This window comes from Actinomadura xylanilytica (assembly GCF_030283145.1).
Classification (GTDB): domain Bacteria; phylum Actinomycetota; class Actinomycetes; order Streptosporangiales; family Streptosporangiaceae; genus Spirillospora; species Spirillospora xylanilytica.
Genome location: NZ_JASNWE010000004.1, coordinates 799,704 through 826,419, shown reverse-complemented (window position 1 = coordinate 826,419; position 26,716 = coordinate 799,704). Strand labels below are relative to the sequence as shown.

General features: G+C 73.0%; 25 protein-coding genes. 12 read left to right on the top strand and 13 right to left on the bottom strand.

Features of this window, described 5'->3' with window-relative positions; translation table 11 throughout:
- Positions 1-930 precede the first annotated feature (930 nt).
- From QP090_RS27720 to QP090_RS27710, 3 genes are read right to left on the bottom strand one after another with little or no spacing between them, the layout of a single operon-like run.
- Positions 931-2,229 (bottom strand): acyltransferase family protein, encoded by a 1,299-nt coding sequence (locus QP090_RS27720; RefSeq protein WP_285942355.1) that lies wholly within the window; start codon positions 2,227-2,229, stop codon positions 931-933.
- Positions 2,226-3,032 carry a glycosyltransferase family 2 protein gene (locus QP090_RS27715; protein WP_285942354.1) on the bottom strand — a complete coding sequence of 269 codons (807 nt, stop codon included), beginning with the start codon at positions 3,030-3,032 and terminating at the stop codon, positions 2,226-2,228. The genes QP090_RS27720 and QP090_RS27715 overlap by 4 nt, the downstream gene beginning before the upstream one ends.
- A gap of 11 nt (positions 3,033-3,043) precedes the next feature.
- On the bottom strand, positions 3,044-4,609 hold the full coding sequence (locus QP090_RS27710) for an MFS transporter (protein WP_285942353.1): 1,566 nt from the start codon (positions 4,607-4,609) through the stop codon (positions 3,044-3,046).
- 98 nt (positions 4,610-4,707) lie between these two features.
- On the opposite strand from QP090_RS27710, the gene pgfA reads away from it, so the two are divergent.
- The gene (gene pgfA, locus QP090_RS27705) at positions 4,708-5,760 is read left to right on the top strand and encodes a cell envelope lipid trafficking protein PgfA (RefSeq protein ID WP_285942352.1); all 1,053 of its coding nucleotides are present in this window, start codon (positions 4,708-4,710) and stop codon (positions 5,758-5,760) included.
- A 114-nt stretch (positions 5,761-5,874) separates the two neighbouring features.
- The gene (locus QP090_RS27700; RefSeq protein WP_285942351.1) at positions 5,875-6,987 is read left to right on the top strand and encodes an NAD(P)H-dependent flavin oxidoreductase; all 1,113 of its coding nucleotides are present in this window, start codon (positions 5,875-5,877) and stop codon (positions 6,985-6,987) included.
- A gap of 51 nt (positions 6,988-7,038) precedes the next feature.
- Here QP090_RS27700 and QP090_RS27695 read toward each other — a convergent pair whose 3' ends face one another.
- Complete coding sequence (locus QP090_RS27695) at positions 7,039-7,929, bottom strand: hypothetical protein (protein ID WP_285942350.1); 891 nt, start codon at positions 7,927-7,929, stop codon at positions 7,039-7,041.
- A 1-nt stretch (position 7,930) separates the two neighbouring features.
- Positions 7,931-8,437, bottom strand: coding sequence for a SigE family RNA polymerase sigma factor (locus QP090_RS27690; protein WP_285942349.1), 507 nt, complete (start codon positions 8,435-8,437; stop codon positions 7,931-7,933).
- A 290-nt stretch (positions 8,438-8,727) separates the two neighbouring features.
- Between QP090_RS27690 and QP090_RS27685 the strand changes: the two genes are divergently transcribed.
- From QP090_RS27685 to QP090_RS27675, 3 genes are all read left to right on the top strand, one after another.
- Positions 8,728-9,021 (top strand): hypothetical protein, encoded by a 294-nt coding sequence (locus QP090_RS27685; RefSeq protein ID WP_285942348.1) that lies wholly within the window; start codon positions 8,728-8,730, stop codon positions 9,019-9,021.
- 229 nt (positions 9,022-9,250) lie between these two features.
- Positions 9,251-10,366 carry a hypothetical protein gene (locus QP090_RS27680; RefSeq protein ID WP_285942347.1) on the top strand — a complete coding sequence of 372 codons (1,116 nt, stop codon included), beginning with the start codon at positions 9,251-9,253 and terminating at the stop codon, positions 10,364-10,366.
- 102 nt (positions 10,367-10,468) lie between these two features.
- Complete coding sequence (locus QP090_RS27675; protein ID WP_285942346.1) at positions 10,469-11,584, top strand: hypothetical protein; 1,116 nt, start codon at positions 10,469-10,471, stop codon at positions 11,582-11,584.
- Between the two features lie 55 nt (positions 11,585-11,639).
- On the opposite strand, the gene QP090_RS27670 is transcribed toward QP090_RS27675, so the two are convergent.
- From QP090_RS27670 to QP090_RS27660, 3 genes are all read right to left on the bottom strand, one after another.
- Positions 11,640-12,182, bottom strand: a complete 543-nt coding sequence (locus tag QP090_RS27670) for a dihydrofolate reductase family protein (protein ID WP_285942345.1) — start codon at positions 12,180-12,182, stop codon at positions 11,640-11,642.
- Between the two features lie 81 nt (positions 12,183-12,263).
- On the bottom strand, positions 12,264-12,893 hold the full coding sequence (locus tag QP090_RS27665) for a class I SAM-dependent methyltransferase (protein ID WP_285942344.1): 630 nt from the start codon (positions 12,891-12,893) through the stop codon (positions 12,264-12,266).
- A gap of 97 nt (positions 12,894-12,990) precedes the next feature.
- Positions 12,991-13,803: a crotonase/enoyl-CoA hydratase family protein gene (locus tag QP090_RS27660; RefSeq protein WP_285942343.1), complete on the bottom strand. Its 813-nt coding sequence runs from the start codon at positions 13,801-13,803 to the stop codon at positions 12,991-12,993.
- 160 nt (positions 13,804-13,963) lie between these two features.
- On the opposite strand from QP090_RS27660, the gene QP090_RS27655 reads away from it, so the two are divergent.
- The 5 genes from QP090_RS27655 to QP090_RS27635 are packed head-to-tail and all read left to right on the top strand — an operon-like array spanning position 13,964 to position 20,313.
- On the top strand, positions 13,964-15,529 hold the full coding sequence (locus QP090_RS27655) for an acyl-CoA synthetase (RefSeq protein WP_285942806.1): 1,566 nt from the start codon (positions 13,964-13,966) through the stop codon (positions 15,527-15,529).
- Entirely contained in the window at positions 15,519-16,475 is a 957-nt protein-coding gene (locus tag QP090_RS27650) for a Zn-ribbon domain-containing OB-fold protein (RefSeq protein WP_432763082.1), read from the top strand. The genes QP090_RS27655 and QP090_RS27650 overlap by 11 nt, the downstream gene beginning before the upstream one ends.
- Positions 16,475-17,524, top strand: a complete 1,050-nt coding sequence (locus QP090_RS27645) for a thiolase family protein (protein ID WP_285942342.1) — start codon at positions 16,475-16,477, stop codon at positions 17,522-17,524. Before QP090_RS27650 ends, QP090_RS27645 begins: the two co-directional genes overlap by 1 nt.
- Entirely contained in the window at positions 17,524-18,681 is a 1,158-nt protein-coding gene (locus QP090_RS27640) for a thiolase family protein (RefSeq protein WP_285942341.1), read from the top strand. Before QP090_RS27645 ends, QP090_RS27640 begins: the two co-directional genes overlap by 1 nt.
- A 54-nt stretch (positions 18,682-18,735) precedes the next feature.
- On the top strand, positions 18,736-20,313 hold the full coding sequence (locus QP090_RS27635; protein WP_285942340.1) for an acyl-CoA synthetase: 1,578 nt from the start codon (positions 18,736-18,738) through the stop codon (positions 20,311-20,313).
- Here QP090_RS27635 and QP090_RS27630 read toward each other — a convergent pair.
- The gene (locus QP090_RS27630) at positions 20,248-20,769 is read right to left on the bottom strand and encodes a hypothetical protein (RefSeq protein ID WP_285942339.1); all 522 of its coding nucleotides are present in this window, start codon (positions 20,767-20,769) and stop codon (positions 20,248-20,250) included. The genes QP090_RS27635 and QP090_RS27630 overlap by 66 nt on opposite strands.
- A gap of 270 nt (positions 20,770-21,039) precedes the next feature.
- Here QP090_RS27630 and QP090_RS27625 point away from each other — a divergent pair, with 270 nt between their 5' ends.
- Positions 21,040-21,510, top strand: a complete 471-nt coding sequence (locus QP090_RS27625; RefSeq protein WP_285942338.1) for a MarR family winged helix-turn-helix transcriptional regulator — start codon at positions 21,040-21,042, stop codon at positions 21,508-21,510.
- A gap of 67 nt (positions 21,511-21,577) precedes the next feature.
- Here the strand turns inward: QP090_RS27625 and QP090_RS27620 are convergent, their stop codons facing one another.
- Positions 21,578-22,228 carry a response regulator gene (locus QP090_RS27620; protein ID WP_285942337.1) on the bottom strand — a complete coding sequence of 217 codons (651 nt, stop codon included), beginning with the start codon at positions 22,226-22,228 and terminating at the stop codon, positions 21,578-21,580.
- A complete protein-coding gene (locus tag QP090_RS27615; RefSeq protein ID WP_285942336.1) occupies positions 22,225-23,418 on the bottom strand; it encodes a sensor histidine kinase in 1,194 nt (397 codons plus the stop codon). Before QP090_RS27615 ends, QP090_RS27620 begins: the two co-directional genes overlap by 4 nt.
- Before the next feature lie 154 nt (positions 23,419-23,572).
- On the opposite strand from QP090_RS27615, the gene QP090_RS27610 reads away from it, so the two are divergent.
- Positions 23,573-24,856, top strand: coding sequence for an ABC1 kinase family protein (locus QP090_RS27610; protein WP_285942335.1), 1,284 nt, complete (start codon positions 23,573-23,575; stop codon positions 24,854-24,856).
- 65 nt (positions 24,857-24,921) lie between these two features.
- Here the strand turns inward: QP090_RS27610 and QP090_RS27605 are convergent, their stop codons facing one another.
- Both QP090_RS27605 and QP090_RS27600 read right to left on the bottom strand, forming a co-directional pair.
- Positions 24,922-25,314 (bottom strand): J domain-containing protein, encoded by a 393-nt coding sequence (locus tag QP090_RS27605; RefSeq protein ID WP_285942334.1) that lies wholly within the window; start codon positions 25,312-25,314, stop codon positions 24,922-24,924.
- A gap of 212 nt (positions 25,315-25,526) precedes the next feature.
- A complete protein-coding gene (locus tag QP090_RS27600; protein WP_285942804.1) occupies positions 25,527-26,705 on the bottom strand; it encodes a lipid-transfer protein in 1,179 nt (392 codons plus the stop codon).
- Between the last annotated feature and the right edge of the window lie 11 nt (positions 26,706-26,716).

The following is a 26,716-nucleotide window of genomic DNA, read 5'->3' as shown; positions in this document are numbered from 1 at the left end:
CCGAGACGCGGATCACCGGGACCGCCGGCGACGTCCTCGGCGGACGCGCGATGCGCTTCGAGACCTGCGGCGCCGCCCCCCAGGTCGCCCAGGGCGGCAACGCGATCGGCGCGGGCGGGGGCGGCTACCGGGTCGACTCGCTGGTGGTCGACCCCGGCAGCCGCCTCGGCCTGGCGAGCCGGGAGGAGAGCGGCCCGGTCGACGTCCGAACGTGGGGCAAGGGCGAGCGCGAGGTCGAGGTGAACGCGGCGAAGGCGTCCTACCTGGTGGTCAACGAGAACTTCAACGCCGGCTGGCGCGCGCGCGTCGGCGACGGCCCCGAGCTGCGGCCCGTCCGGCTGGACGGATGGCGGCAGGCGTGGGCCGTCCCGGCGGGGACCACGGGGACGGTCCGGCTCACCTACGGGCCCGACGGGATCTACCGGGGCGCGCTGCTGGCCGGGCTCAGCCTGCTCGTGGTGCTGCTGATCGCGGCGGTATGGGCCCGTCCCGCCGTCGCCGCCGCCGTCCGGAGGGGCCCGGACGTCCTGCTCGGCGGGGGTGCCGGACCGGCGCCGGGGACGGCGCGCCGGGCGGCGGCGTTCGCGACCGCTGCCGCCCTCGGGTTCTGGCTCGGCGGGCCGCTGGGCGCGGTGGTCACGGCGGCGGTGGCGCTGGTCACCGACTGGGCGCAGCGCCGCTCCGGTGACGCGGCGCGCGGGCTCCGCTCGGTGTGGCCGGTGGTGGCGGCGATGACGGCCGGCGGGGTCCTGCTGGCGGCGGGCGACCGGATGGCCGGGCACGGTGCCGAGGGCACCGTGCTCACCGCCGTGCGCGACGTCGCCCCGCAGCTCCTGTGCCTGGTCGTGGTCGGACGGCTCGCGGCGATGCTGGCCGCGCCCCGCGACCCCGACACCTGCCCCGCGCGGCGCCCCGGCAGCGGGCGAGGGGTCAGGCGCGGGTCCGGGGACGGGACAGGACGCGGGTGCCGAGGCGGCGGGCGGGTTCCTCGACGAGCCGGTGGCTCAGCGCCGCGAGGGCGATGGTCAGCGCGGCGCACACCGGCAGGTCGATCAGCAGGGTGCCGGTGAACGGCGGATGCCCCGTGACGCCGAACCACACGAATATGACCACGAACTGCCATAGGAAGATGCTGTAGGAGATCTTCCCGAGGAACGCCATCGCGCGGTTGCCCAGCACCAGCCGCGTCACCGGGTGGGCGGCCGGGGCCAGCGCGACCGGCGCGACCAGGAACGCCGCGACCAGCCCGTACAGGACGAGTTGCAGCTCCGAGGTCCAGACGTTGACCTCGTACAGCCGGGACAGGCCGGTGATCGGAGTGGCCGCGACGCAGTAGAACAGCCCGGCGGCCGTCCAGCAGAGTCCCCACGACCCGGCGACCGTCCGGCAGAACCGGCGGACCGGACCGTCCGGGCCGGGCTCGGCGTTGGCCCACACCGAGAGCACCGCGAGCGCCATGCCGACGCCGAACCAGGCGAGGTAGCGCGGCAGCCAGTTGCCGAGGAACTCGCGGTCGGCGCTCGGCGAGAGCGCCGCCACGTAGACGGCGGCGAGCGCCGAGTAGGCGCCGATGCCGTACAGCAGCCGCCGGGCCCGTCCGCCGAGGTCGGCGGCCCGGACCGCCCAGCGGCCCAGGACGAACGCGGTGGGCGGCAGCGTCACGTAGAACGCGGCCTCGACCGTCAGGCTCCAGATCTGCCCCATGCCCTTGGGCCCCAGGTGGTCGTTCCACCAGGGGTGCGGATCGTAGTTGTAGGTGAGGGTGAGCATCTGGACCCAGTGCCACACGTCGGCGAGATGGTCGCGCGAGTACAGCAGCGTGCTCACCACGACGAGGAGCCAGTACGCGGGCAGCAGCCGCAGCGCCCGCTTCCAGAGGTACGGGCCCGTGCCCGGGGGGCGCCGCAGCCCGAGCGCCGCAGCGGCCCACGGCCGGTACAGCAGCAGCCCGGACAGCGTGAAGAAGATCGGCACTCCGATCTCGCCGCGCGACAGCAGCGCCGCCACGCCCCCCGGACGGGTGAGGTACCCGGTGCTCGCCGCGACGTGGAACACCAGCACCGCCAGCGCCGCGACCGCGCGCAGCCCGTCCAGCGCGGCCTGGTGCCCGGAGATCGCCGGGAGCCGCGCGGCGGCGGCCTGCGCGGGCAAGCCGGGCCGGACGGGCCGGACGGGCCGGACGGGCAATCCGGGCCGGACGGGCTGGGCGGGCTGGGCGGGTGCGGTCATCGCTTCACATCGCCTGGCTGCGGGGGAGGGTCGCGCCAGCGTATCCGGGATCCGGCGAGCAGGCCGGCCGCCTCCACCGCCTTGAGCAGGATCAGGCCGGCGCAGTGCCACGGCGAGCCCAGCCGCAGCAGCCGGCCGAACGACCGGGACCGGCCGAACGACCGGGCGGTCTCGCGGGACCGGTAGGCGCGCAGCCAGCGGCCGTAGTAGCGGCGCTTGCCGAACGCGGCGCGCAGCGTGATCCGTCCCTCGTCATGCCAGACCGCGGCCGACACCCGTCCGGGCGGCGCGCCGTTCGCCGCGACCCGGTCGGCCAGGTCCCAGTCCTCGAACGCGCTGAGGTCCTCGGCGTAGCCGCCGGCCTTCTCCAGCGCGGTGCGCCGGAAGATCCGCGCCGCCTCCACGGTGCCGTCGCCGAGGTAGGCGCGCTTCTCGACGGCGCGGCAGGCGGCCAGGAACCCCTCGCCGAACGACAGCTCCGGGATCACCAGGCCGTCGAGCCCGGGGTCGGCGGCGAGCAGCGCGGCGGCCTCCTGCGCGACCGTCGGCTCCAGCACCATGTCGGAGTCGACGAACGCGACGATGTCGCCGTGCCCGTGACGCCAGCCGCGGTTGCGCTGGGCGCTGCGCTCGGGGCCCTGCGCGAGGACCGCGTCGGCGTGTCCGGCGGCGATCTCCCGGGTGCCGTCGGCGGAGCCGTTGTCGACCACGATCAGCTCCACCGGGACGGTCTGCGCCCGGATCGAGGCCAGGCAGCGGCCGAGGGTGCGGGCCGAGTTCCGGGTCGGCACCACGAAGGTCATCCGCGTCGTCGTCAGCGTGACCTCCCGGGGCTGGCCTGGCCGGTGTTGAAGAGGGTAACGCGCCGCCCGTCCGGTGCCCCGGCGGCTCCCTCCGGCGGGTCCGGCCGGTCCGGGAGCAGGCGCCGGGGGAGCAGCGGGGACAGCGCGGCGGCCAGCAGGAACGCCGCGGCGCAGAACGCGAGGGCGCGCGGCGCCGCGTCCGGTCCGGGGGTGGTCGCGGCGCTCGTCGGGCCGGCGCCGAAGAACAGCAGGCCCGCGGCGGCGACGCCGAGGACCCCGGCGAACTGGGTCACCGAGTTGAAGACCCCCGACGCGGCCCCGGCGCTCTGCTCGGGCACGTCGGCGATCACCGCGTTCGCCAGGATCGGCAGCGCCAGCCCCATGCCGAGCCCGCAGGCGAACAGCCACGGGGTCAGCGGCCAGGCGGTGAGGCCCCGTCCGGCCCCGGCGGTGACCGCGACCAGCCCGGCCGTACCGGCGGCCATCACCGCGGTGCCCGCGCCGACCAGTGCGCGGGCCCGGCGCAGGCCCCTGCGGTGGGTGAACTGCGCGGTGCACGCGACCCCGGCGGGCCAGGCCAGCCCGACCAGCGCCACCCGCAGCGGCGACCAGCCGAGCCCGAACTGGAGTCCCCAGGTCAGCGTGATGAAGCAGGCCGAGACGCCCGCGAACAGCGCCAGCGCCAGCAGCAGGCCCGCGGTGAACGAGCGCCGCCGGAACAGCGCGGGCGGGACGAGCGGGTCGGCGCCGAGCCGTTCCCGCCGCCGCTCGTAGCGGACGAACACCGCCAGGACGGGCACCGCGCACGCCAGCAGCGCCGCGCTCCAGCCCGGCCGGCCGAGCTCGCGCCCCTGGATCAGCGGGAACGTGGCCAGCAGCGACGCCGCGCCGATCAGCAGCACCCCGGCCGGGTCCAGCCGGGGCGGCGGGTCGGCGCGCGAGTCGTCCATCCAGCGGGCCGCGCCGGCCAGCGCGACCAGCCCCACCGGCAGGTTGACGTAGAAGATCGCCCGCCAGCCGAGGCCGAGCAGCCCGTGCTCGGTGAGCCCGTGGTCGACCAGCATCCCGCCGAGCAGCGGCCCGCTGACCTGCGCGACGCCGAGCAGCCCCCCGTACAGGCTGAACGCCAGGGCGCGCTCCCGTCCGGGCGCGAACCGCACCGTGATCACCGACAGCGCCTGCGGCACCATCAGCCCGGCGAACGCGCCCTGCGCGACCCGGGCGCCGATCAGCATGCCGGGCGAGACCGCCGCCGCGGCGGCCAGCGAGGCCAGCGTGAACCCGGCGACGCCGGCCAGGAACACCCGGCGGCGGCCGAGGATGTCGCCGAGCCGTCCGCCGGTGATCAGCAGCAGCGCGTAGGCCAGGACATAGGCCGACACCGTCCACTGCCCGGCGGCGTACCCGGCGCCGAGGTCGCGCTGGATCCGGGGCAGCGCCACGTTCATGATCGTCACATCGACCAGGTCCATGAACGTGGCCAGCAGCACCGCCCCGAGCGCCAGCCACCGCCGGTCCGGCCCGCGCGGGCGGCTCATCGCGTCGCCGCCTTCCGGGGAGAGGGGACTGTCGGACACGTCGTACGGGACCCTACTGGCGGGTCAGGTAGGGTATCCCGGGCATAGCGGCACCGGCCATGATGGTCACGCGGTGACGGCGGTCTGGGGAGATGGACATGCGGCGATCGCTCGGCCTGATCCTCATCGCGCTGGGCGCCTTCTTCCTCACGCTGGCTCCGCTGGTGCGGTTCTACGTGGCCGACAAATTCGTGCTCGCCCCGCTCGACCGCTACCAGCAGACCAAGCTGGAGGCCCCCAACGCCAGCTACTTCGACACCGCGGCGTTCAAGGTGGTCACCGGGGCCACGCTCGTGGCCGCCAACACGCTGCGCGGGGACGTCCGGGCCAACAACGGCGACGACCGGGTCGCGGTCTGGGACTCGTCCACGGAGATCACCGACAGGGCGACCGGCAAGCAGGTCGACATGCAGGGCTACCGCATCGCCTTCGACCGCCGGACGTCCGAGCTGGTCAACTGCTGCGGCTCGCAGGTCGACGGCGACACCTCGGTGGCGATGTCGGGGTACGGGCTGCTGCTGCCGGTGGCGAACGTGCAGAAGCGCTCCTACCCGGTCTTCGACATGACGACCCGGCGCACCCTGCCGATGCGCTTCGGTGGCGAGGAGACCGTGCACGGGGTCGCCACCTACCGGTTCGTCCAGGAGATCCCGCTCGCCAAGACCGCCGCGGTCGACTACAAGGTCCCCGGCGAAATGCTCGGCCTTGGCAAGAAGACCCCCTCGCAGAAGGTCGACCGGTACTTCTCGGCGACGATCACCGAGTGGGTCGACCCGCGCACCGGGATCCCGGTCAAGCACCGGCAGAACATCAAGAGCACCGTCCAGACCGCCGACGGCAAGGGGCGGCTCACGGTCGCGGCGGCCGACCTGGTGACGGTGGACGCCGACCAGAAACGGCTCGCCGAGATGAGCGGCGACGAGGCGCTGAAGATCGCCATGGTGCGGACCGTCGTCCCGCTCGGCTCGGTGCTCCTCGGGCTGAGCCTGCTGCTGATCGGCGCGATGGTCGCGCTGTCCGCCGGCGAGCCGTCCGGCCCGCCTGCGCCGCCCACGGCCCCGCGCCGTTCGGACGGCAAGTTCGGCAACGCCGCGCCGGCCGCCGGCCCGCCGCCCGCCGGCCGGGCTTCCCGGGCTCCCCGGACCTCCTGACCCGCCTGTTGCTGATACGTGTTCTAGGTGTGTGTGCTCCTTGGCATGCCCGGATCCAAGGTTATGAACTAGAACCTGTTGCAGTTTGCTGGACGGGCACCTAGGGTCGGGGCTGTGCGGACACGAGTCACCGAACTATTCGGCATCGAATACCCGATCTTCGCGTTCAGTCACTGCCGCGACGTGGTCGCGGCGGTGAGCCGCGCCGGCGGCATGGGCGTCCTCGGCGCCCTGTACTTCACCCCCGAGGAGCTCGAGGTCGAGCTCAAGTGGATCGACGACCACGTCGGCGGCAAGCCCTACGGCGTGGACGTGGTGATGCCCGCCAAGTACGAGGGGGCCGACCTCGGCGACGCCTCGGAACTGCTCGGCAAGCTCCAGGGCATGATCCCCGCCGAGCACCGCAGGTTCCTGGAGGACCTGCTCGCCGAGCACGGCGTCGAACCGTCCACCGAGACGGCCGGCCGGGCGCTGCTCGGCTGGACCGACCAGACCGCCCGGCCCCAGGTCGAGGTGGCGCTCAAGCATCCGATCGCGCTGCTGGCCAACGCGCTCGGCCCGCCCCCCGCCGACGTCGTCGAGCTGGCCCACGAGCACGGCGTGAAGGTGGCCGGCCTCGCCTCCAACGCCCGGCACGCCCGCAAGCAGGTCGAGGTCGGCGTCGACATCATCGTCGCGCAGGGCACCGAGGCGGGCGGGCACACCGGCGACGTCTCCACCATGGTCCTCATCCCCGAGGTGGTGGACGCGGTCGGCGCCGACACCATCGTCCTGGCGGCGGGCGGCATCGGCCGCGGCCGGCAGATGGCCGCGGGCCTCGCCCTCGGCGCCGAGGGCGTGTGGACCGGCTCGATCTGGCTCACCGTCGAGGAGGCCGACACCCCCGAGCGGGCCCTGCCGAAGCTCATCAACGCGACCTCCCGGGACACCGTCCGGTCGCGCGCCTGGACCGGCAAGCCCGCCCGCTTCCTCAAGACCGCCTGGACCGAGGCGTGGGAGGGCGAGAAGTCCCCGGGCTACCTGCCGATGCCCATGCAGTTCATGCTGGTCTCCGACGCGCTGCCGCGCATCGCCAGGTCCGGCGACGGGGAGCTGGTCACCTTCCCGGTCGGCCAGATCGTCGGGTCGATGAACCAGGTCAAGCCCGCCGGCCAGGTCGTCTACGACCTGATCGAGGAGTACGTCGAGGCGATCGAACGCCTCAACACCATCACCGAATCGGACTGAGCCGTCCTGTCGCGGGCCCCGGCCGATCCCCTCGGCCGGGGCCCTCGCACGTCACCCCTCACACAGTGCCGGATGGCGCGGTCCCGGGCCGTCGGCGCAGTCGTCGGGCGTGAACCGGCCGCCCTCGTCCCCGCTGGGACGCCAGGTCTGCTGGACGCGGCCGTCGTCGTCGTAGCCGGTCACCGCGACCACCGCGTCGTCGTCGGTCGACGACGCGTCCTCGGACAGCGGCCCCGGCCCGTCCACGGGGTCCGAACCCGAGGCGTACTGGGCGAGGAAGAACCCCCGCTGCACCGCCGCGTCGGCGCTCCGGCGCTTGTTCCAGGTCACCTTGACCCGCTTGATCTGGGGCTTCACCCGTCCCATGGTGACGAAGTGCATCCCGAACGGGCTGGTGGTGGCCGCATCGGCCGCCTCGGCGAGGTGGACGATCGCGTCGACCCGCAGCGCCGTGTTGAACGACCACAGGCCGCCCTTCCCGGTCGTGGACGGCCACTGGTGGACGTTCGGCTCCTCCACGTTCTGGCCCCCGGCGACGGCGGAGCACAGCACGAACCCGCGCTCGCTTCCCACCGCGGCGACGTACCCGCGCTTGAGCCGCACCCGGGCGAGCAGCCGGACGTCGTCCGGCTCCCCGAGGCCGGACCGGGCCCCTTCCGTCCGGTCCTCGGGCGTTTCCTCGCGCAGGCAGGCCGCCGCGACCTCCCGTTCCTCGGCCGAACCCTGCTGCACGCGGGTGGCCGCCGGCGGTGCCTCCGCCGGACGCGTCTGGACCGCCACCGTCGGCACCGCGATCGCCGCCACCACTCCCGCCGCCCCGGCCGCCATCTGCGCCCGGCGCCGCCGCGCCACCCGCCGCAGCACCCGTTCGGCCAGGTCGTCCGTGGGCTGGGCGCGATCCGCGATCCGTTCGAGGGCGTCCCTCAATGTCTCGTCGGTCATCTCAGATCTCCGCGCTCTCAAGTCGAAGGGCCAGGTCGGGCACCAGCTCCCTCAGGCGCGCGATCGCCCGGTGCGTCTGGCTGCGGACCGTCCCCACCGAGCAGCCCATGATCGCCGCGACCTCCGCCTCGGGCAGGTCCTCGAAGTACCGCAGCACCAGCACGGCCCGCTTGCGCGGCGGCAGCGCCAGCAGCGCCTGCTCCAGCGCCAGCCGCAGATCGACCGCGTCCGCCGGATCGTCCCCCGCCCGCTCGGGCAGGACGGCCATCGACGCCTCCCGCCTCCGCCGCCGCCACCGGTTGACCTGCTCGTTGTACATGGCCCGGCGCACGTAGGCCTCGGGGTTCCCGTCGATGTGCCGCCACCGCGCGGCGGTCTTCGTCAGCGCCGTCTGCAACAGGTCCTCGGCGGAGTGTTGGTCGCCCGTGAGGACGTACGCCGTCCGCATGAGCCCGCGCGACCGCGCCGCGACGAACCTCGTGAAGCTCTCGCGGGAATCTCGGTTCACGGAGCCTCCTCCTGGATGTCATCCCCATAGACACCCGAACGCGGCGCATCTATGCCGTCCCTCCAAATGTTCCTGACCGTCTGCACTAGCCCCGGATGACTAGTACCTCCCGCCCGACACAACTTCGTTTCGCCAGTACAACCCGTCCCTTAGCGCCACCGTTAGTGCCACCGTGCTGCCAAGAAATGGCGGTAACCATCACTGCCTGACCCCAACGGGTCGTTCAAGGATCGTTCGACGCAAAAGGACAATGCGTGTTCGAAGGACTCCATAACGTGATCGTGTGATCAGTGCCTAACACCAAGCGCGTGCTGCCCGCAGACACCTGGAACCACCTGGAGACCCTCATGCAGACGGAGAAGCGCGAGTATTTCAGCGACTGGGCCCGCGCCAACGTGGCCCAGGGCGAGGTCAAGGGGCAGGTCGATGCGCTCCTGAGTGTTCTGTCGGCGCGCGGGCTGGAGGTGCCCGACGATGTTCGGAAGGAGATCGTCGGCTGTGACGACGTGGATCGTCTCGGTGCCTGGATCCGGATGGCGGTGACGGTGGACTCCGCTCGCGAGCTGCTGAAGCACTCCGGATAGTGCGTGGTGACGTCCCCGGTCGGCTGGTGCCGGCCGGGGACGTCGGCGTTCACGGGGTGTGCGCGCCGTCGGGCGGGACGGCCCGTTCCTCGCCGGTTGAGTCGCCGGGGCGGCGGATTGAGTCACTGGTCCTAACATCCCGAAAAGATCGGAGGGGTGGTGGTGGGTGCTGGTACTGTCCGGCTTCCGATCAAGATCATTGCGAGCGGGATAGGGCTAGCGATTGAAGATGAGCAAGAAGCTGACGACGGTCGCGGGATCCACGGTGCTGGTAGGCGCTCTCGCTGCCACGGTCGTGGTGATGGCCACCGACCCCGGTGAGAAGAAGTCGGCGGGAACGGTCGGGTCGGCGGCGGCCACCGCGTGGCCGCTCGTCCAGGGCAGCACCTACCAGGGGCTCAGCTCCCTCAGCTCGATCGCCGCGGCGCCGGACGGCACCGTGTGGGCGGGCGGCAGCCAGACCACCTCGCACAAGACGCTGCTCAAGAAGCTGAGCGGCGGCAAGTGGAGCGACGTGGCGCTGCCGGCGAGCCTCGGCTACGCCAACGTGAACTCGCTCTCCGCCCCCGCGGCGAACAACCTGTGGTGGGCCGGCCAGCTGAACGTGTCCGGGGACAGGCAGCCGCTGGGGCACTGGAACGGCTCGAAGTGGGGGAAGTACACGGTCCCGCTGAGCTTCTTCCCCGACAGCATGGTGGCGGCGGACGCGAAGACGGCGTTCACCGCGGGCTTCAGCCCGGTGGGCAAGCGCTGGAACGGGACCTCCTGGTCCGACACCAACATCGGGATCAACACCAGGGTGTTCGACGCGTCGTCGGCGACCAACGTGTGGGCGGCGGGCTTCTCCGCGGACGAGGCCCAGCCCGCGGTGGCGCGCTGGAACGGGAAGGCGTGGACCCGGGTGCCGTTCCCCAAGATCGACGGCATCGTCCGGGGTGAGATCGCGCCCGCCTTCAGCGACCTGAAGGTCATCTCCGCGAACGACGTGTGGGCCGTCGGCTCGGTCCGGGTGAAGAACACTGCCGGCAAGCAGGTCAGCCGGTCGCTGTTCGCGCACTGGAACGGCACCAAGTGGACCCACACCGTCGGCGCGGACGGCACGTACCTGATGCAGGTCGAGTCGGATGGGGCGGGCGGCATCTGGGTCCAGTCGGACTCCGCGACCATGAAGCACCGCACCGCGGCCGGCGTGTGGTCGACCGAGACCCTGGCCGCTCCGGCGGGGAAGCGCGCTCGCGCGACCGGGATGGTCCTCCAGCCGGGGACCAAGACCATCTGGGTCGCCGGGACGACCGAGAACGCGGACCGGACCTTCGACATGGCGATCTGGCGCAGCAACAGCTGAGCCGATGGCACCGCGAAGCGCCCGGCCGGGTCCGCCCGGCCGGGCGTTCCGGGTGCTGGCGCCCTCCCCATCAAGATCTTTTACGAGTGGATGAGGCAGCGAGTGAAGACGAGCAAGAAGCTGGCCGTGGCGGGTTCGGCGGTGCTGGCCGGCGGCCTCGCGGTGACCGGCGCACTGGTGGTCACCGATCCGGGTGAGAGTAAGACCGCGGCCTCGGTCGGGGCGTCGGCGGCGACCGTGTGGCCGCTCGTCCAGAGCGGCGCCTACAGCGGCACCAGCCAGCTCAACGGGATCGTCGCCGCGCCGGACGGCAGCGTGTGGGCGGGCGGCAGCCTGGTCACCCAGCGCAAGTCGCTGCTCAAGAAGCTGAGCGGCGGCAAGTGGAGCGACGTCGCGCTGCCGGCGAGCCTGGGCGCTTACGACATGGGCACGCTCGGCGCCTCGTCGGCGAGCGACGTGTGGGCTCTGGGGCGTCCGACGGTCTCGGGCGCGCCCGCGCTGCTGCACTGGAACGGCACGAAGTGGGCGAAGTCCGCGCTCCCGGCGTCGTTCACCCCGGACCAGTTCGCGGTGGTGAACGCCAAGAACGCCTGGATGACCGGCTACGGCCCGGTCGGCAAGCGGTGGAACGGCACCGCGTGGAGTGACAGCACCATCGGGATCAACCCGGTGAAGATCGACGCGCTGTCGGCGTCGAACGCGTGGGCGGCGGGCTTCGTCCGCGAGGAGGCCCAGCCGGCGGTGGCGCGCTGGAACGGGACGGCGTGGTCGCGGGTGCCATTCCCGAAGATCGGCGGCATCGACCAGTCCCAGCGGTCGCCGGCCTTCAACGACGTCGAGGTCGTCGCCGCGAACGACGTCTGGGCGGTCGGCGCGGTCCCGGTGAAGGACGCCGCGGGCAAGACCGCGATGCGTTCGCTGTTCGCGCACTGGAACGGTGCCGCGTGGTCGCACACCCTCGGCGCGCCGGGCACGGGCTTCGCCCAGGTCGAGTCGGACGGCGCCGGTGGTATCTGGATCCTGGACGACACCAAGACCCTGAGGCACCGCACCGCGGCCGGCGCCTGGACCGCCGAGACCCTCGCCGCCCCGGCGGGCCGGACCGCCCTGGTGTACGGGATGGCCCGTCAGGCGGGCACCAAGACCATCTGGGTCGCGGGCAACACCATCGACGCGAAGGGGATGGCCGCCACGGCGATCTGGCGCAGCAACAGCTGAGTTCGCGGCACCCTGAACGCCCGGCCGGGTCGTCCCGGCCGGGCGTTCCGGCGTTTCACCGGCGGACGCGCAGCCAGAGGTTGGTCGCGGTCGGGGCCTCGGTCAGGCTGAGGCGTTCGAGCCTGACGTCGGTGCCGCCCGGGTGGTCGAACAGTCGGACGCCGTCGCCGAGCATGACCGGGGCGATCAGCACGAGGATCTCGTCGAGTTCGCCCGCCTCCAGGCACTGCCGGGCGACGTCGGCGCCGAGGACGTTGACGTACTTGTCGCCGGCCGCGGCCTTGGCGGCGGCGACGGCGCCGCCGAGGTCGCCGACGAAGGTGACGTCCGGGACGGCCGTGTCCGGGATGTGGTGGGTGAGGACGATCTGCGGTCCGGTCCATCGGCCGCCGAACGCCCCCTCCCGTTCGGGGTCGCCCTTGTTCGGGTCGTCGCCGCGGAAGGTGCGGTTGCCGACCAGGAGCGCGCCGATCCGGTCGACGAGGCCCTCCGCCTCCGGGTTCGGGCCGAGGTGTTCGGTGAGCCAGGACATGTCGCCGTCCGGGCCCGCGATGAAGCCGTCCAGCGACATGGTGGCCGAGTAGAGCATCGTGGCCATGGTTTCGCCTCCCTGGGAGATCGTCTCCTGATGAGACGGCGGGCCGGGCCAGAACTCATCGGTGGAGCGGCGGCGGCCGGGTCAGTCCAGGCGGCGGATCTTGAGGGTGTTGTCGGTGCGGGTGGTCGGGTTGCCATCGGGGTCGTTCTGGATCCGCTCGTGCTCATCGCGGACGAGCACCTCCCACGCCCCGGCCGGGAGGTCCAGTGATGCGAAGACCTCGTCGGGGGTGGGGAAGTGAATGTCGTGGTCGTGGTCGTGGTCCCACGCGGGCCATCCGGCGTGCCCGACGATCAGGAGCACGCCGCCCGGGGCGACGGCCGCCGCGGCGGACCGCAGGATCGCCTCCCGCGGCATCAGCCCCCCGGGCGAGTGCAGGAAGTGGGCGGAGACGAGGTCGAACGTCCCGCCGGGGAAGGACGCGCCGAGGTCGTGCCGCCGCCAGTCGACGGCGACGCCCGCCGAGGCCGCGTGCCCGGCGGCGCGTTCGAGGGCGACGCCGGAGATGTCGGTCGCGGTGACGCGCCATCCCCGCCGGGCCAGCCAGATCGCGTCGGCCCCCTCACCGCACCCGAGGTCCAGGGCGGTGCCGGGCTTCAGGTCGGAGACCTCGCGGATGAGGGCGGCGTTGGGCTTCCCGCTCCACAGATGGTGGCTCTCGCTGTAGCGGCCGTCCCAGTACTCCTGGCCGGACGCATTGCTCTCGGTCATCGGGTCCTCCTCGTGTCGACGGCGCTCCCTCTCCTGGAGATGGTCGACTCATACCCGGCCCGATGACAAACGTTGTTGCCGGTCCGGCAATAAATCCCTAGGCGCCCTTGAAGACGGCGGGGCGCTTCTCCTTGAATGCCCGGGAGCCCTCCTTGGCGTCCTCGGAGCCGATGATCGGCCAGCCGATCTCGTCGGAGATCTTGAGGGCCTCCGCCTCGGGCAGGTGCTGGGTCTCGCGGTAGGTGCGCAGGATGCCCTGGACGGCGAGCGGGCCGCAGGCGGCGATCTGGTCGGCCAGCTCGCGGGCCGCGGCGAGGGCCTGTCCGGACGGGACGATCTTGTTGATCAGGCCCATCGCCAGGGCCTCCTCGGGCGAGACCGAGCGGGCGGTGAGCAGGATGTCCATCGCGGCGGCGTAGCCGATCTGGCGGGGCAGCCGGATCGCGCAGCCGCCCATCGGGAACAGGCCGCGCTTGGCCTCGTAGAGCCCGAGGGTGGCGTCCTCGGCGACCACCCGCAGGTCGGTGCCGGCCAGCAGCTCGGTGCCGCCGGCGACGGCGAAGCCCTCGATGGCGCAGATGAGCGGCTTGGTGGGCTGCCCCTCGCGGAGCAGGCCCTTCCAGTGGAAGTCGGGGATCTGCGCCATCCGCTCCTGGACGGCGGGGTCGGACGGGGGAGTGCCCATCGCCTTCAGGTCGGCGCCCGCGCAGAACTGGCCGTCCGCGCCGGTCAGGATCCCGACCCGCACCTCGGGGGTCTCCGACATGTAGGCCCAGGCGCTCGCGAGGCCGACGAGCATGGCCGAGCTGAGCGCGTTGCGCGCTTCGGGGCGGTTCATCGTGACGGTGACGACGTGCCCGTCCCGCTCGACGGTGCAGTGCTCGGTGCTGATCGGCAGGCGTTCCGGCACGGTTCCTCCAGCTCAGTCGGTCGATGCAAAACAAGAACAGATTCTAGTGAAGCGGCTGCGCCTCTAACAGGTCTTGCCCTCTAAAACGAGAACGTGATCTACTTTGGTCGCCGGGCGCCGCCGTGTGACGGTGCTCACCGTGATCACCAAGGGAGATCCGATGGGGTCGTTGGGTTTTTGGCGGCTGGCGCAGGCCGATCCGGACTGGATCGCCGCCGTCGACCCGGACGGGACCGAGTACGCGGCGGGTGACCTGCTGGGCCGCGCGAACCGGCTCGTCCACGGGCTGCGCGAGCTGGGACTCGAGAAGGGCGACGGGATCTGCGGGCTCGTCCCGAACGGGGTCGAGGGCCTGGTCCTGTACCTGGCCGCGCTCCAGGCCGGCTGGTACTACACGCCCCTGAACTGGCACCTGACCGGACCGGAGCTCGGCTACATCCTGGCCGACAGCGAGGCCAAGGCGCTCTTCGTCCACGAGCGGTACGCGACCGAGGGTGTGCGCGCGGCCGAGGAGGCCGGGCTCGACCCGCGCCGCCGCTTCGCGTTCGGCGACGTCGAGGGCTTTCGCCCCTTCGCCGAGCTGGTCGGCGCGCAGCCGGACACGCTGCCGGACGACCGCAGCGCCGGCGCCACCATGCACTACACCTCTGGGACGACCGGGCGGCCGAAGGGCGTCAGGCGGCGGCTCGCGGGCATCGACCCCGACGACGCCGCCGAGCTGATGACCTTCCTGCTGTCGATGTTCGGGATGCAGCCGGGACGGCCCGCCGGGCGCGAGCCGCAGGCGCACCTGATCACCTCGCCGAACTACCACACCGCCGTCACCCAGTTCGGCGGCAGCGCCCTCCAGATGGGCCACACGCTCGTCTACGTGGACCGCTGGGACGCGCAGGACACGCTGCGGCTGATCCAGGACCACAGGATCACCAACACGCACATGGTGCCGACGCACTTCAAGCGGCTGCTCAATCTGCCGGACGAGGTCAAGGCGCGCTACGACGTGTCGTCGATGCAGTGGGCGATCCACGCGGCGGCCCCGTGCCCGGTGCCGATCAAGCAGCGGATGCTCGACTGGTGGGGCGACTGCATCTGGGAGTACTACGCGGCCACCGAGGGCGGCGGGACGATCGCCAGCCCGCAGGACTGGCGGGCGCACCCCGGGACGGTCGGCAACGCGTGGCCGATCAGCGAGCTGCTGATCGTCGACGACGCCGGCGAGCCGGTCCCGGCCGGGACGCACGGCACCATCTACATGAAGATGGCCGGCACCGAGTTCGAGTACAAGGGCGACCGGGAGAAGACGGAGGAGAACCGGCTCAAGGAGTTCTTCACCGTCGGCGACATCGGCCACCTGACCGAGGACGGCTTCCTGTTCCTGTCCGACCGCAAGTCGGATCTGATCATCTCGGGCGGCGCGAACATCTACCCGGCCGAGATCGAGAACGAGATCACCCTGCACCCCAAGGTCGCCGACGTGGCGGTCTTCGGCATCCCCGACGAGGAGTGGGGCGAGCAGATCAAGGCGGTCGTGGAGCCCGCCGAGGGCAGCGCGCCCGGCCCCGAGCTGGCCGCCGAGATCCTCGCGGCGCTGGAGGGCCGGCTGGGCCGGATGAAGTGGCCCAAGACCATCGACTTCATCGAGACGATGCCGCGCGAGCCCAACGGCAAGCTCCTCAAGCGCAAGCTCCGCGACCCTTACTGGAAGGACCGCGAGAGTGCCATCTGAGGTGACGGAAGCAGCGGTGCCCGCCGCGCCCAACCACGTCCTGGAGTTCCCCGGCGGGTACACCCGGTCGGTCGGGCCGGTCATCGGGCGGTTCCTGAGCGAGCTGCGCGACGGGCGGCTGGTCGGCGTGCGGACCCGCGAGGGGCGGGTGCTCGTCCCGCCCACCGAGTACGACCCCGACACCGGCGAGGACGTCACCGCGGAGTTCGTCGAGGTCGGCCCGGCGGGGACGGTCACGACCTGGTCGTGGGTGGCGCGGCCGGGCCGGACCCACCCGCTGGACCGCCCGTTCGCGTGGGCGCTGATCCGGCCGGACGGCGCCGACACCGCGCTGCTGCACGCGCTCGACCTCGGCGTCTTCGAGGTGGGCGCCGAGGCGCCGCGGTTCCTCAAGACCGGGATGCGGGTGCGGCCCAAGTGGCGGGCCGAGCGCACCGGGGCGATCGGCGACATCGAGTGCTTCCGGCCCGAGGTGACCATGATCGGGGCGCCGTCCCGGCTGGAGTACCGCCTCAAGGGCGGGCGGGCCATGGACCGGTTCCTGGAGGGCGTGTCCGAGGGCCGCCTCATCGGGCACCGCTGCGACGTGTGCGGCCAGGTCATCGTGCCGATGAAGGGGCTGTGCCCGCGCGACGGGGTGCCGACGACCGAGGAGGTCGAGCTGCCGGACACCGGCACCGTGACCACCTACGCGGTCAACAACCTGCCCGATCCGCGCGCCCCCGAGGTGCCGTTCGTGTCGGCCTACATCCTGCTGGACGGCGCCGGGCTGACCATGCTCGCGCTGGTCGCGGGCCTCCCGGCGGACCAGGTCCGGATGGGCATGCGGGTGCGCGCCGCGTGGCGTCCCCGCGAGGAGTGGGGCCGGACGATGGCCAACATCAAGTGGTTCGAGCCCCTCGACGAGCCCGACGTCCCGTTCGACGCGATCAAGGACTACCTCTGATGCGCAGCGCGCCCAACACCGACATCGCCGTGGTCGCCTTCGTGCAGAGCGAGCACACCGCCGAGGACACCGGGCTCTCGGAGACCGAGCTGCTCGCCCCGGTGATCACCGAGATCAAGGCGCGGACCGGGCTGACCAGGTTCGGCTTCACCTGCTCGGGGTCCAACGACTACCTGGCCGGCGCGCCGTTCTCGTTCGTCTCGGCGCTGGACGCGGTCGGCGCCTGGCCGCCGATCTCCGAGAGCCACGTCGAGATGGACGCGGCCTGGGCGCTGTACGAGGCGTGGGTCAAGCTCCGGCACGGCGAGATCGACACGGCGCTGGTGTACGGGTTCGGCAAGGCGTCCCAGGGCGTGCCGCGCGAGATCGCGACCCAGCAGCTCGACCCGTACTACCTGGCGCCGCTCGGCGTCGACCAGGTGTCGCTGGCGGCGTTGCAGGCCCGCGCCTACCTGGAGCGGTCGGGCGCCAAGGAGGACGACCTGCGCGCGGTGGCGGACCGCTCGCGCCGCGCCGGCCGCGACAACCCGTTCGCCCTGCACCTGCCCGATCCGGCGGCGGGCGACGGGTACGACGTGGCGCCGCTGCGTCCGCACGACGTCGCGCCGGGCGCCGACGGCGCCGCCGCGATCGTGCTGGCGGCGGGCGACAAGGCGCGCGAGCTGTGCGAGCGGCCCGCGTGGATCACCGGGATTGACCACCGGGCCGAGCCGCACTCGCCGGGCGTCCGCGACCTGACCCGGTCGGAGTCCACCCGGCTCGCCGCCGAGAAGGCCGGGGCGGCGGGCGTCGAGGTCGCCGAGCTGCACGTCCAGTTCAGCCACGAGGAGCTCATCCTGCGGGAGGCGCTCGGGCTCGGCGACGCGGTGAGGGTCAACCCGTCCGGCGGCCCCCTGTCGGGGAACCCGCTGATGGCCGCGGGCCTGATCCGGATCGGCGAGGCCGCGGCCCGGGTGCAGGGCGGCACGGCCGTCCGGGCGCTCGGCCACGCCTCGTCCGGCCCCTGCCTCCAGCAGAACCTCGTCTGCGTCCTGTCGGGAGAGAAGTGATGGGTAATCCCTGCGCGATCATCGGCGTGGGTCAGACGGCCTACAAGACCAAGCGGCTGGACGTCTCGATGGCGGGCCTGCTCCGCGAGGCGGCCCGGCGGGCGCTGGACGACGCTGGGCTGGCCTGGAAGGACATCGACGCCGTCGTGATCGGGAAGGCGCCCGACCTGTTCGAGGGCGTGATGATGCCCGAGGCGTACCTGGCCGACGCGCTCGGCGCCGCCGGCAAGCCGATCATGCGGGTGCACACCGCCGGGTCGGTCGGCGGGTCCACCGCGATCGTGGCGGCCGGGCTGGTGCAGAGCGGCGTGCACGACCGGGTGCTCACCATCGCGTGGGAGAAGCAGTCGGAGTCCAACGCGACCTGGGGCCTGACCGTCAGCGGCCCGTTCACCACGTCCCTGGTGGTGGGGGCGGGCGGCTACTTCGCCCCGCACATCCGCGCGTACATGCGGCGGTCCGGGGCGCCCGACCACATCGGCCAGCTCGTCGCGGTCAAGGACCGGCAGAACGCGCTGAAGAACCCGTACGCGCACCTGCGGATCCCCGGGATCTCGCGCGAGATGGTCGAGGCGACGCCGATGCTGTGGGAGCCGATCCGGTACCTGGAGACCTGCCCGTCCTCGGACGGCGCGTGCGCGATGGTGCTGGCCTCGGAGGACGCCGCCAAGAGCACGCCGAACAAGCCCGCGTGGGTGCACGGCACCTCGATGCGGTCCGAGCCGATCTTCTTCGCCGGGCGCGACACGGTGAACCCGCAGGGCGGCAAGGACGCGGCGGCCGACGTGTACCGGCAGGCCGGCATCACCGACCCGCGCACCGAGCTGGACTGCGCCGAGGTGTACGTCCCGTTCTCCTGGTACGAGCCGATGTGGCTGGAGAACCTCGGGTTCTGCGGCGAGGGCGAGGGCTGGAAGCTCACCGAGGAGGGCGCGACCGCGCTGGACGGCGACATCCCCTGGAACCCTTCCGGCGGCGTGCTGTCGTCCAACCCGATCGGCGCCTCGGGGATGATCCGGTTCGCCGAGGCGGCCCTCCAGGTGCGCGGCCTCGCGGGCGAGCACCAGGTGGACGGCGCGCGCCGGGCCCTCGGCCAGGCCTACGGCGGCGGCGCCCAGTTCTTCGCGATGTGGATCGTCGGCGACGACAAGCCCTGACCCCCGCCCGCCCGGACCCGGCACGATCCCCAACCCCCCTCCGGAGGACGTCCGATGGAGTTCAACCACGCTGACCTGTTCGAGGGAGTCGCGGACGCGATCGGGGACCGCACCGCCCTGGTCTGCGGCGCCGAGCGGCTCACCTACGCCGAGCTGGACGCGCACGCCAACCGGCTGGCCCACCATCTGGAGTCGGTGGGGGTCGGCCCCGGGCAGCACGTCGCGGTGCAGCTCTACAACGGCGTCGAGTACGCGGCGGCGATGCTCGCCGCCCTCAAGATCCGCGCCGTGCCGATCAACGTGAACTACCGGTACGTGGAGAGCGAGCTGCTCTACCTCTACCGGGACTCCGACAGCGTGGCGCTGCTGTACGACGTGGAGTTCGAGGACCGGGTGCGGGCCACCGCCCCGCAGGTCCCGGAGCTGCGGCACCTGATCGCGGTGGGCGGCGAGCCCGGCATCCCGGGCGCGGTCTCCTACTCCGACGCCGTCCGCGACAGCCCGGCGACGCGGGGCTTCGCGGCCCGGTCGGCGGACGACCTCTACGTGATCTACACGGGCGGGACGACCGGGATGCCGAAGGGCGTCATGTGGTCGACCGAGCAGCTCCTGTTCGCGTTCTGGAACCCGACCTTCCCCCGGCCGGACAAGCCCGCCGACGTCGTCGGGCTGGCCCGCGACTCCGGCCCGATGACCATGATGCCGGTGGCGCCGCTGATGCACGGCGCCGCGCAGATGGCCACGTTCATCGCCTGGTGGATGGGCGCCACCGTCGTCTACACGCGCAAGTTCGAGGCGGCCGGGGTGTGGCGGGCGATCGAGCGGGAGAAGGTCAACTCGCTCACCGTCACCGGCGACGCGATGGCGATCCCGATGGCCGAGGAGCTGGCCCGCGCCTCCTACGACACGTCCTCGCTGCTCGCGTACGTGTCGACCGGCGCGATCCTGACCGGCACCGTCCGGGACCGGATCCAGGCGCTGCTGCCCAACACGATCATCATGGACCGGTTCGGGTCCACCGAGTCCGGTTCCACCGCCGAGGCCGTCGCCGGCTCCGCGCCCGAGAAGGGCCTGCGCTTCGCGCCGGACGTGGCCGACGTGACGGTGCTGGACGACGCGCTGCGGCCCGTCCGGCCGGGGTCGGGGGTGCTCGGCCAGGTCGCGCGCAGCGGGCACATCGCGCGCGGCTACTACAACGACCCGGACAAGACCGCGCGGACGTTCCCCGTGGTGGACGGGCGCCGCTGGCTGCTGACCGGCGACATCGCCACGGTCGAGGCGGACGGGTCGATCGCGGTGTTCGGGCGCGGCTCGCAGACCATCAACACCGGCGGCGAGAAGGTCTACCCGGAGGAGGTCGAGGCCGTCCTCAAGGGGCATCCGGGCGTGTACGACGCGGTCGTCACCGGCGTCCCGGACGAGCGCTGGGGCAGCCGGGTCGCGGCCGTCGTCCAGCCCGCGGGCGGCCGGCCGCCGCTCGAGGCCGATCTTGACGCGCACTGCCGCAAGGCCCTGTCGGGCTACAAGGTCCCGCGCGTGTACGCGTTCGTGCCCGAGATGAAGCGGTCACCCGCCGGGAAGGCCGACTACCGCTGGGCCCGGGAGATCGCCGAGGGGGTCGCCGGGGCCTGACCCGGGGGCTGGCTCCGGCCGGGCCTCGAGCACGAGACCGAGGTCGGCGCCCCGGTCGTCCAGGCCGGTGGCGTCGGCGGGCGCCCGCCAGGTGATCTCGTAGGTGACCTCGTGGTCGGCGCCGTCGCCCCGGCCCGTCCAGCGGCCGACGCCCCGCTCGAAGCGGTCGCGCTCGGCGAGATCGGCCAGCGTGCCGGTGAAGACGGGGAAGGGGAGCAGGTCCCGGGAGCGTTCGAAGACGCCGATCCGTACCCGCTGGGCGAAGTCCCCGCCGTCGGCGGCGTGCGCGGCGCACACGTAGAGCGCGACGGTGGCGTCGGCGTCGCCCCGGTAGTGGGCGGTGACCGATTCGGTGCCGCGCTCGCCGGAGGTGAGGCCGTCCAGGTGAAGCCGGGTGGTGCCGGCCGCCGCGCCGTCCAGATCGATCGTCGTGGCGGAGAGGGAGTGGGTGCTCAATTGCCGCCCTCCGAGTTTGCGATACTCGGCCGCGGTGCCCGGGGAAGGTGGGCCCGGGGGCCTCGCGGGACCCGGGCCACGCCAGGGCGACTGTCAGCGGCCCTAACCGAAATCCATGATACGTCTTGACTGATATCCGTCATCGGGTGCCGGCCTGTCTCGTCCGCCACAGGTCCGGCGGCCGTGGCGGTCCGTCCGCGGGGAGACTAGAGTCTCCCGTAGAGAGTTGCTCGATATGAGAGTTTCTCTACAAAGGAATCGAGGTTCCGCGTGCCGACCCCAGAACGCGAGCGGATGGTGCGCGACCTGACCGCGGCGGTCCGGCGCAGCACCATGTACACGGTGCTGCTCCATCACACCACCGCGGGCAAGGCCGGCATGAACGTGACCGACGCCCAGTGCATCAACGCGCTCTACCTGGACGGCCCGCAGACCCCGGGCCAGCTCGCGCACCTCATGGGCATCACCACCGGCGGTGCGATCACCGCGGTGATCGACCGGCTGGAGAAGGCCGGTTACGTCCGCCGCAGCCGCGACTCCGACGACCGCCGCCGCGTGATCGTCGAGCTGGTGGAGGAGAACGTGCAGCGCTTCGGGCAGTACTTCGCCCCCATCGGCCGGGCGTTCGGCGATCGGATCGACTCCTACAGCGACGAGCAGGTGGGCTTCCTGCTCGACTACCTCCGCCACAACAACGACGCCATGCCGGAGATCATCGAGGAGATCCGCAGGCTCCCCTGACCGGTCCCCCGTCCGGCGGCGCGTCGCGGCCGGGCCCGACGACCCGACGGACGCGGCCCGCCCGCCGTCACTCGGCGAGGCCGTGGCGGAACGCGAAGACGACGGCCGCCGCCCGGTCGCGCAGGTCCAGCTTGGCGAAGATGTTGCCGATGTGCGCTTTGACGGTGCCCTCGGCGATGTGCAGGCGGGCGGCGATCTCCTGGTTGGTGGCGCCGCCGCCCATCAGGGCCAGCACCTCGCGTTCGCGTGCCGACAGCTCGGCGGCCGCCGCGGATCCGCCGGCCCGGGGGCGCAGGGACCGGTAGACGGCGAGGACCGCAGGAGCGATGGAGGGGTCCAGCCAGCCCCGGCCCGCGGCCACGGCCCGTACCGCCTGGATGATCTCCTCGCCGGGCGCGTCCTTGAGCACGAAGCCCGCCGCGCCCGCGGTGAGGGCGGCCGAGACGACCTCCGGATCGTCGAACAGGGTGAGGACGAGCACCGGGGGCGCGTCCGGCAGGCGGGTCAGCAGGCGGGTGGCCTCGGCCCCGTCCAGGCGTCTCATCCGCACGTCCATGAGCACTAGGTCGGGCCGGTGCCGGACGACCGCGTCCACCACCTCGTCACCGTCGGAGCACTCCCCGACGATCCGCAGGTCGGGCCGGCCTTCGAAGATCCGGGCCAGCCCGGCACGGACGAGCTGCTGGTCGTCGACGAGCAGGAGCCGGATCGGGCTCATCCGGACGTCCCCGGCGTGGGGATGGTCGCCCGTACCCGCCACCCGGCCGGGGTCGGCCCGGTGCGGAGGGTGCCGCCGAGCGCGGCCACCCGCTCGCGCATGCCGACCAGGCCGAAGCCGCCCCGCGGGGTGCGCCCGCCGCCCGTCCCGGCGCCGGCGTCGTCCACCGTCACCTCGGCGTGCCGGCCGCCCAGGTCGATGGTGACGCCGGCGGTCGCGCCGGGGGCGTGGCGGGCGGTGTTGGACAGCGCCTCCTGGACGATCCGGAAGACGGTCAGGCCGACCGCGGGGTCGAGCGCCGACAGGTCCCCCCGGGTGGTGAGGTCCACGGCGAGCCCGCCCGCCCGGAACCGGGCGACCAGAGCGCGGACGTCCTCGGCGGTCGGAGGCGCCGGGGCAACGGACGCCCGGTGGTCCGGCGGTGACGGATCACGGAGCAGGACGAGGCCGCGGTGCACGTCGCGGACGCTCTGCCGGCCCACCCGTTCGGCCTCCTCCAGGGCGGTGACCGCGGCCGTGGCGTCGCCGCGCAGGACGGCCAGCCGGGCCGCGGTGAGGTTCAGCAGGGTCACGCCGAGCCCGTGGCCGACCAGGTCGTGGACCTCGCGGGCGATCTTCCGGCGTTCCTCGGCGACGGCCTCGCGGTCCAGCCGCAGGCGCGCCTCGTACAGCATGCCGTGGATCCGGAAGGCCGCGCCGAGCAGCATGAACCCGACCCCCCACATCAGCCAGGCCGGCCAGAGCGGGAAGTCTCCGGCGAGCAGGTGCCGGGCCGGGGCGAGGGCGAGTGCCAGCGGCACGGACCAGACCAGGTCGCGGCCCCGGGAGAGGACGACCAGGTGGGTCCACGCGGGGGCGGTGGCCACCGCCAGCGCCCCGTCGGCGAAGCTGCCCTCGGCGGACGGGAACGGACGGAAGCCCGCAAGGTCGGCGTCCGTGGTCGGTGCCGCGGCCAGCAGCGCCAGGGCCGCGAGCGCCAGCAGCGGGACGGCCTGACGAGGCGGTCGCCATGGCCCGGCCAGCTGCCAGGTCCACAGCACCGCGACGGCGGAGACGAGCACGGTCCGTGCCGGCGGGGCCGGCGACAGCGCGACGGCCAGGACCGTCCAGGCGACCCCTGTCGCGGCGGACAGGCGGAGCAGCGGCCACGGCGGATCGCCGCCGCGCAGGGCTGCCTGGGCGCGTGCCATGGTGCAGATCCTAGATCTCGCCGGCGGCCGGCCACATCCGACCGTGGGCCGGGCCCGCTCCGACCACGGTCGGAGGCGGCGGGCCCACGGTCGGAGCCGGTTCGGGACCGGCGGCCGATGTGGCCGCCGCCGTCCCGCGGCGATGCTGGCCACCATGAAGATGCACACCCTGGGCCGGATGGCCCGGCTGTCGCGGGTCCCGCTGGGCGTCACCCGGCGGCTCGCCACCGCCGGGGGGCTCAAGGCCCTGGGCCGGCTGACCGACGAGTCCGCCCTGGAGCTGCACGAACGCACCGCCGACCAGCTTTTCGAGGTGCTCGGGGGCCTCAAGGGCGGGGTGATGAAGTTCGGTCAGGTGCTGTCGGTGTACGAGACGGTGCTGCCGCCGTCGATCTCCGCGGTCTACCGGGAACGGCTGGCCCGGTTGCAGGAGCAGGCGCGGCCGGAGACCGCCGACGTGGTGTTCCGGGTGCTGGAGGAGGACCTCGGCCCGGACTGGCGCGGCCTGTTCGGCTCCTTCGAACCCGACGCGGCGGCAGCGGCGTCGCTCGGCCAGGTCCACCGGGCCGTCCGGAGCGATGGGCGGCCGGTCGCGGTCAAGGTCCAGTACCCGTACGCACGGGACCACCTGCTCGGTGACCGCGAAGCGGTGATCCTGGCGATGCGCCTGCTCACCAAGGTGGTGGCGCCCGAGCTGGACGGCGGGGCGCTGGCCGCCGAGCTCATGGACCGGCTCGCCGAGGAGCTCGACTACGCGCGCGAGGCCGGGGCGCAGCGGCGGTTCCGGTCCGGGTTCCGCGCGGATCCCGACTTCCGTGTCCCGGACGTCGTCCTGCAACGCGGCCGGGTGCTGATCTCCGAGTGGATCGACGGCACGCCGCTGGCGGAGGTCATCGCCACCGGGAGCCGGGCGGAGCGCGACCGCGCCGGGCTGCTGCTGACCCGGCTGATGTTCGCGGCCGTCCCGCGTTCGGGGCTGCTGCACGGCGACCCGCACCCGGGCAACTTCCGCCTGCTCGCCGGCGGTGGCCTCGGCGTCCTGGACTTCGGCGCGATGTACCGGCACCCGCCCGGCACCGAGAGCCCGCTGGGGAAGTGGATGCGGATCCATCTGGCGCAGGATCCCGACGAGCTCGTCCGGGTGCTGCGCGAGCTGGAGTTCCTACGGCCGGGAGTGCGGGCGGACGGCGGCCGACTGCTGGAGCTGTTCGACCGGTCCGGTGCTCCGGCACGGACGGAGGTGTTCAGGTTCGACGGCACGTACCTGCGCGAGACCCTGGAGCGGATGACGTCGTCGCTGTCGGTGGGGCTCAGCCTCGCCTTCCCACCGGACTTCGTGCACGCTCAGCGCGCGCTCGGCGTCGGCATCGGCGTGCTCTGCCAGCTCGAGGCCGACGTCCCCTTCCAGGCGGAGGCGTTGCGCTGGCTCGGCGAGTGACGGCCGAGCCCTCGGGGGCCGTCCAGACGGCCGCCGGTACTCCGTATCCGGCGCGGCCCGTCCCGTCATTCCTTGCCGGTTCCCCTGCACCTGGTGCACGCCTTCTGCTTGCCGGTCTGGATTATCGTGATCCTTCCGGTTCCGCCGCAGGTTCCGCAGGCGGCCGTGTCCGGAGCCTGCCACTGTTCGGGCAGGTGCACCAGGACCGAATCGGGGACCTCGCCGTAACACCGGTGAAGATAATCTCTCAGCCCCTCACCGGTTTCCCGGTTCCGCACCGAGATGCTGACGTCGAGTTCGGGGGGATCGGCCCGGCGGAACATTTCTTCACAAAAGGTGATGACCTTGTTCTCGTCCAGAAAGCGATCGGCGCCCCGGAGGCCCGTCGACCAGCGCCACCGGGCCTCCCACGGCCCCTCGCCCTCCGTCTCGGCGGGCCCCCACGCGGCTGCGGTCATAGCTCCTCCTCGGCTACCGAAGGGACCATCGTACTAGCCCGGCCATAAAAGGTCCGCCGGTGCTCATCTTTGTGTCATTGCGAAAGGTTGCACCGGCGTTTATGGCGAGCCTTTAAATGCGTGTCCTGATTCCGGGTATTCGGTGCGTCGCCCGGTCCGCCTGACCGCGGGGAGCCCACCGAGCGTGGGGCCGCTTCTGCCCGCCGCCTCCGTCAGCGGACGGCCACGACGGCGGAGCCGTGGCCGAACAGGCCCTGGTTGACCGCGATGCCCGCGCGGGCGCCGTCCACCTGGCGGCCCTCGGCCTGCCCGCGGAGCTGCCAGGTCAGCTCGCAGACCTGCGCGATCGCCTGGGCCGGGATCGCCTCGCCGAACGAGGCCAGCCCGCCGGACGGGTTGACCGGCATCCGGCCGCCCAGCGCGGTCGCGCCCGACCGCAGCAGCTTCTCCGCGCCGCCCGGCGCGCACAGGCCGATGTCCTCGTACCAGTCGAGCTCCAGGGCGGTGGACAGGTCGTAGACCTCGGCCAGGGACAGCTCGTCCGGCCCGATCCCCGCCTCCTCGTACGCGGCGTGCGTCATCGCCGCCCGGAACGGGCGCTCGGGCTCGGGCGCCGTCATCGCCGAGTCGGTGGCGAAGTCGGGCAGGTCCAGCACGGTCTTGGGGAACGTCGGAGTGACGGTGGACAGCGCCGGGATGCGCACCGGGCTCGCGATCCCGTGCCGGCGCGCGTAGTCCATGGACGTCAGCACCAGCGCCGCGCCGCCGTCGCTGGTCGCGCAGATGTCCAGCAGCCGCAGCGGGTCGGCGACCACCGCCGACGCGCGGACGTCCTCCAGCGTCACCTCCTTGCGGTAGCGGGCGTTGGGGTTGGCGAGCCCGTGCCGCGCGTTCTTCACCTTGACGGCGGCGAAGTCGTCCAGCGTCGCGCCGTGCATCGCCATCCGGCGCCGCGCGTACAGCGCGAAGTAGATCGGGTTGGTCGCGCCGAGCAGCCGGAACCGCAGCCAGTCGGGATCGTCGGGACGGTCGCCGCCGACCGGCTTGAAGAACCCCTTCGGCGCGGCGTCGGCGCCCACGACCAGCGCCACGTCGCACAGGCCCGCCAGGATCTGCGCGCGGGCGGAGTTGATCGCCTGCGCGCCGGACGCGCAGGCGGCGTAGCTGCTCGACACCCGGGCGCCCGACCAGCCGAGCGCCTGCGCGAACGTCGCCCCCGCGATGAACCCCGGGTACCCGTTGCGGATGGTGTCGGCGCCCGCGACGTACTGCACGTCCGGCCAGGCCACGCCCGCGTCGGCGAGCGCCGCCCGCGCCGCCGCCAGCCCGTACTCGACGAAGTTGCGCCCCCACTTCCCCCACGGGTGCATCCCGGCGCCCAGCACGGCGATATCTGTGCTCA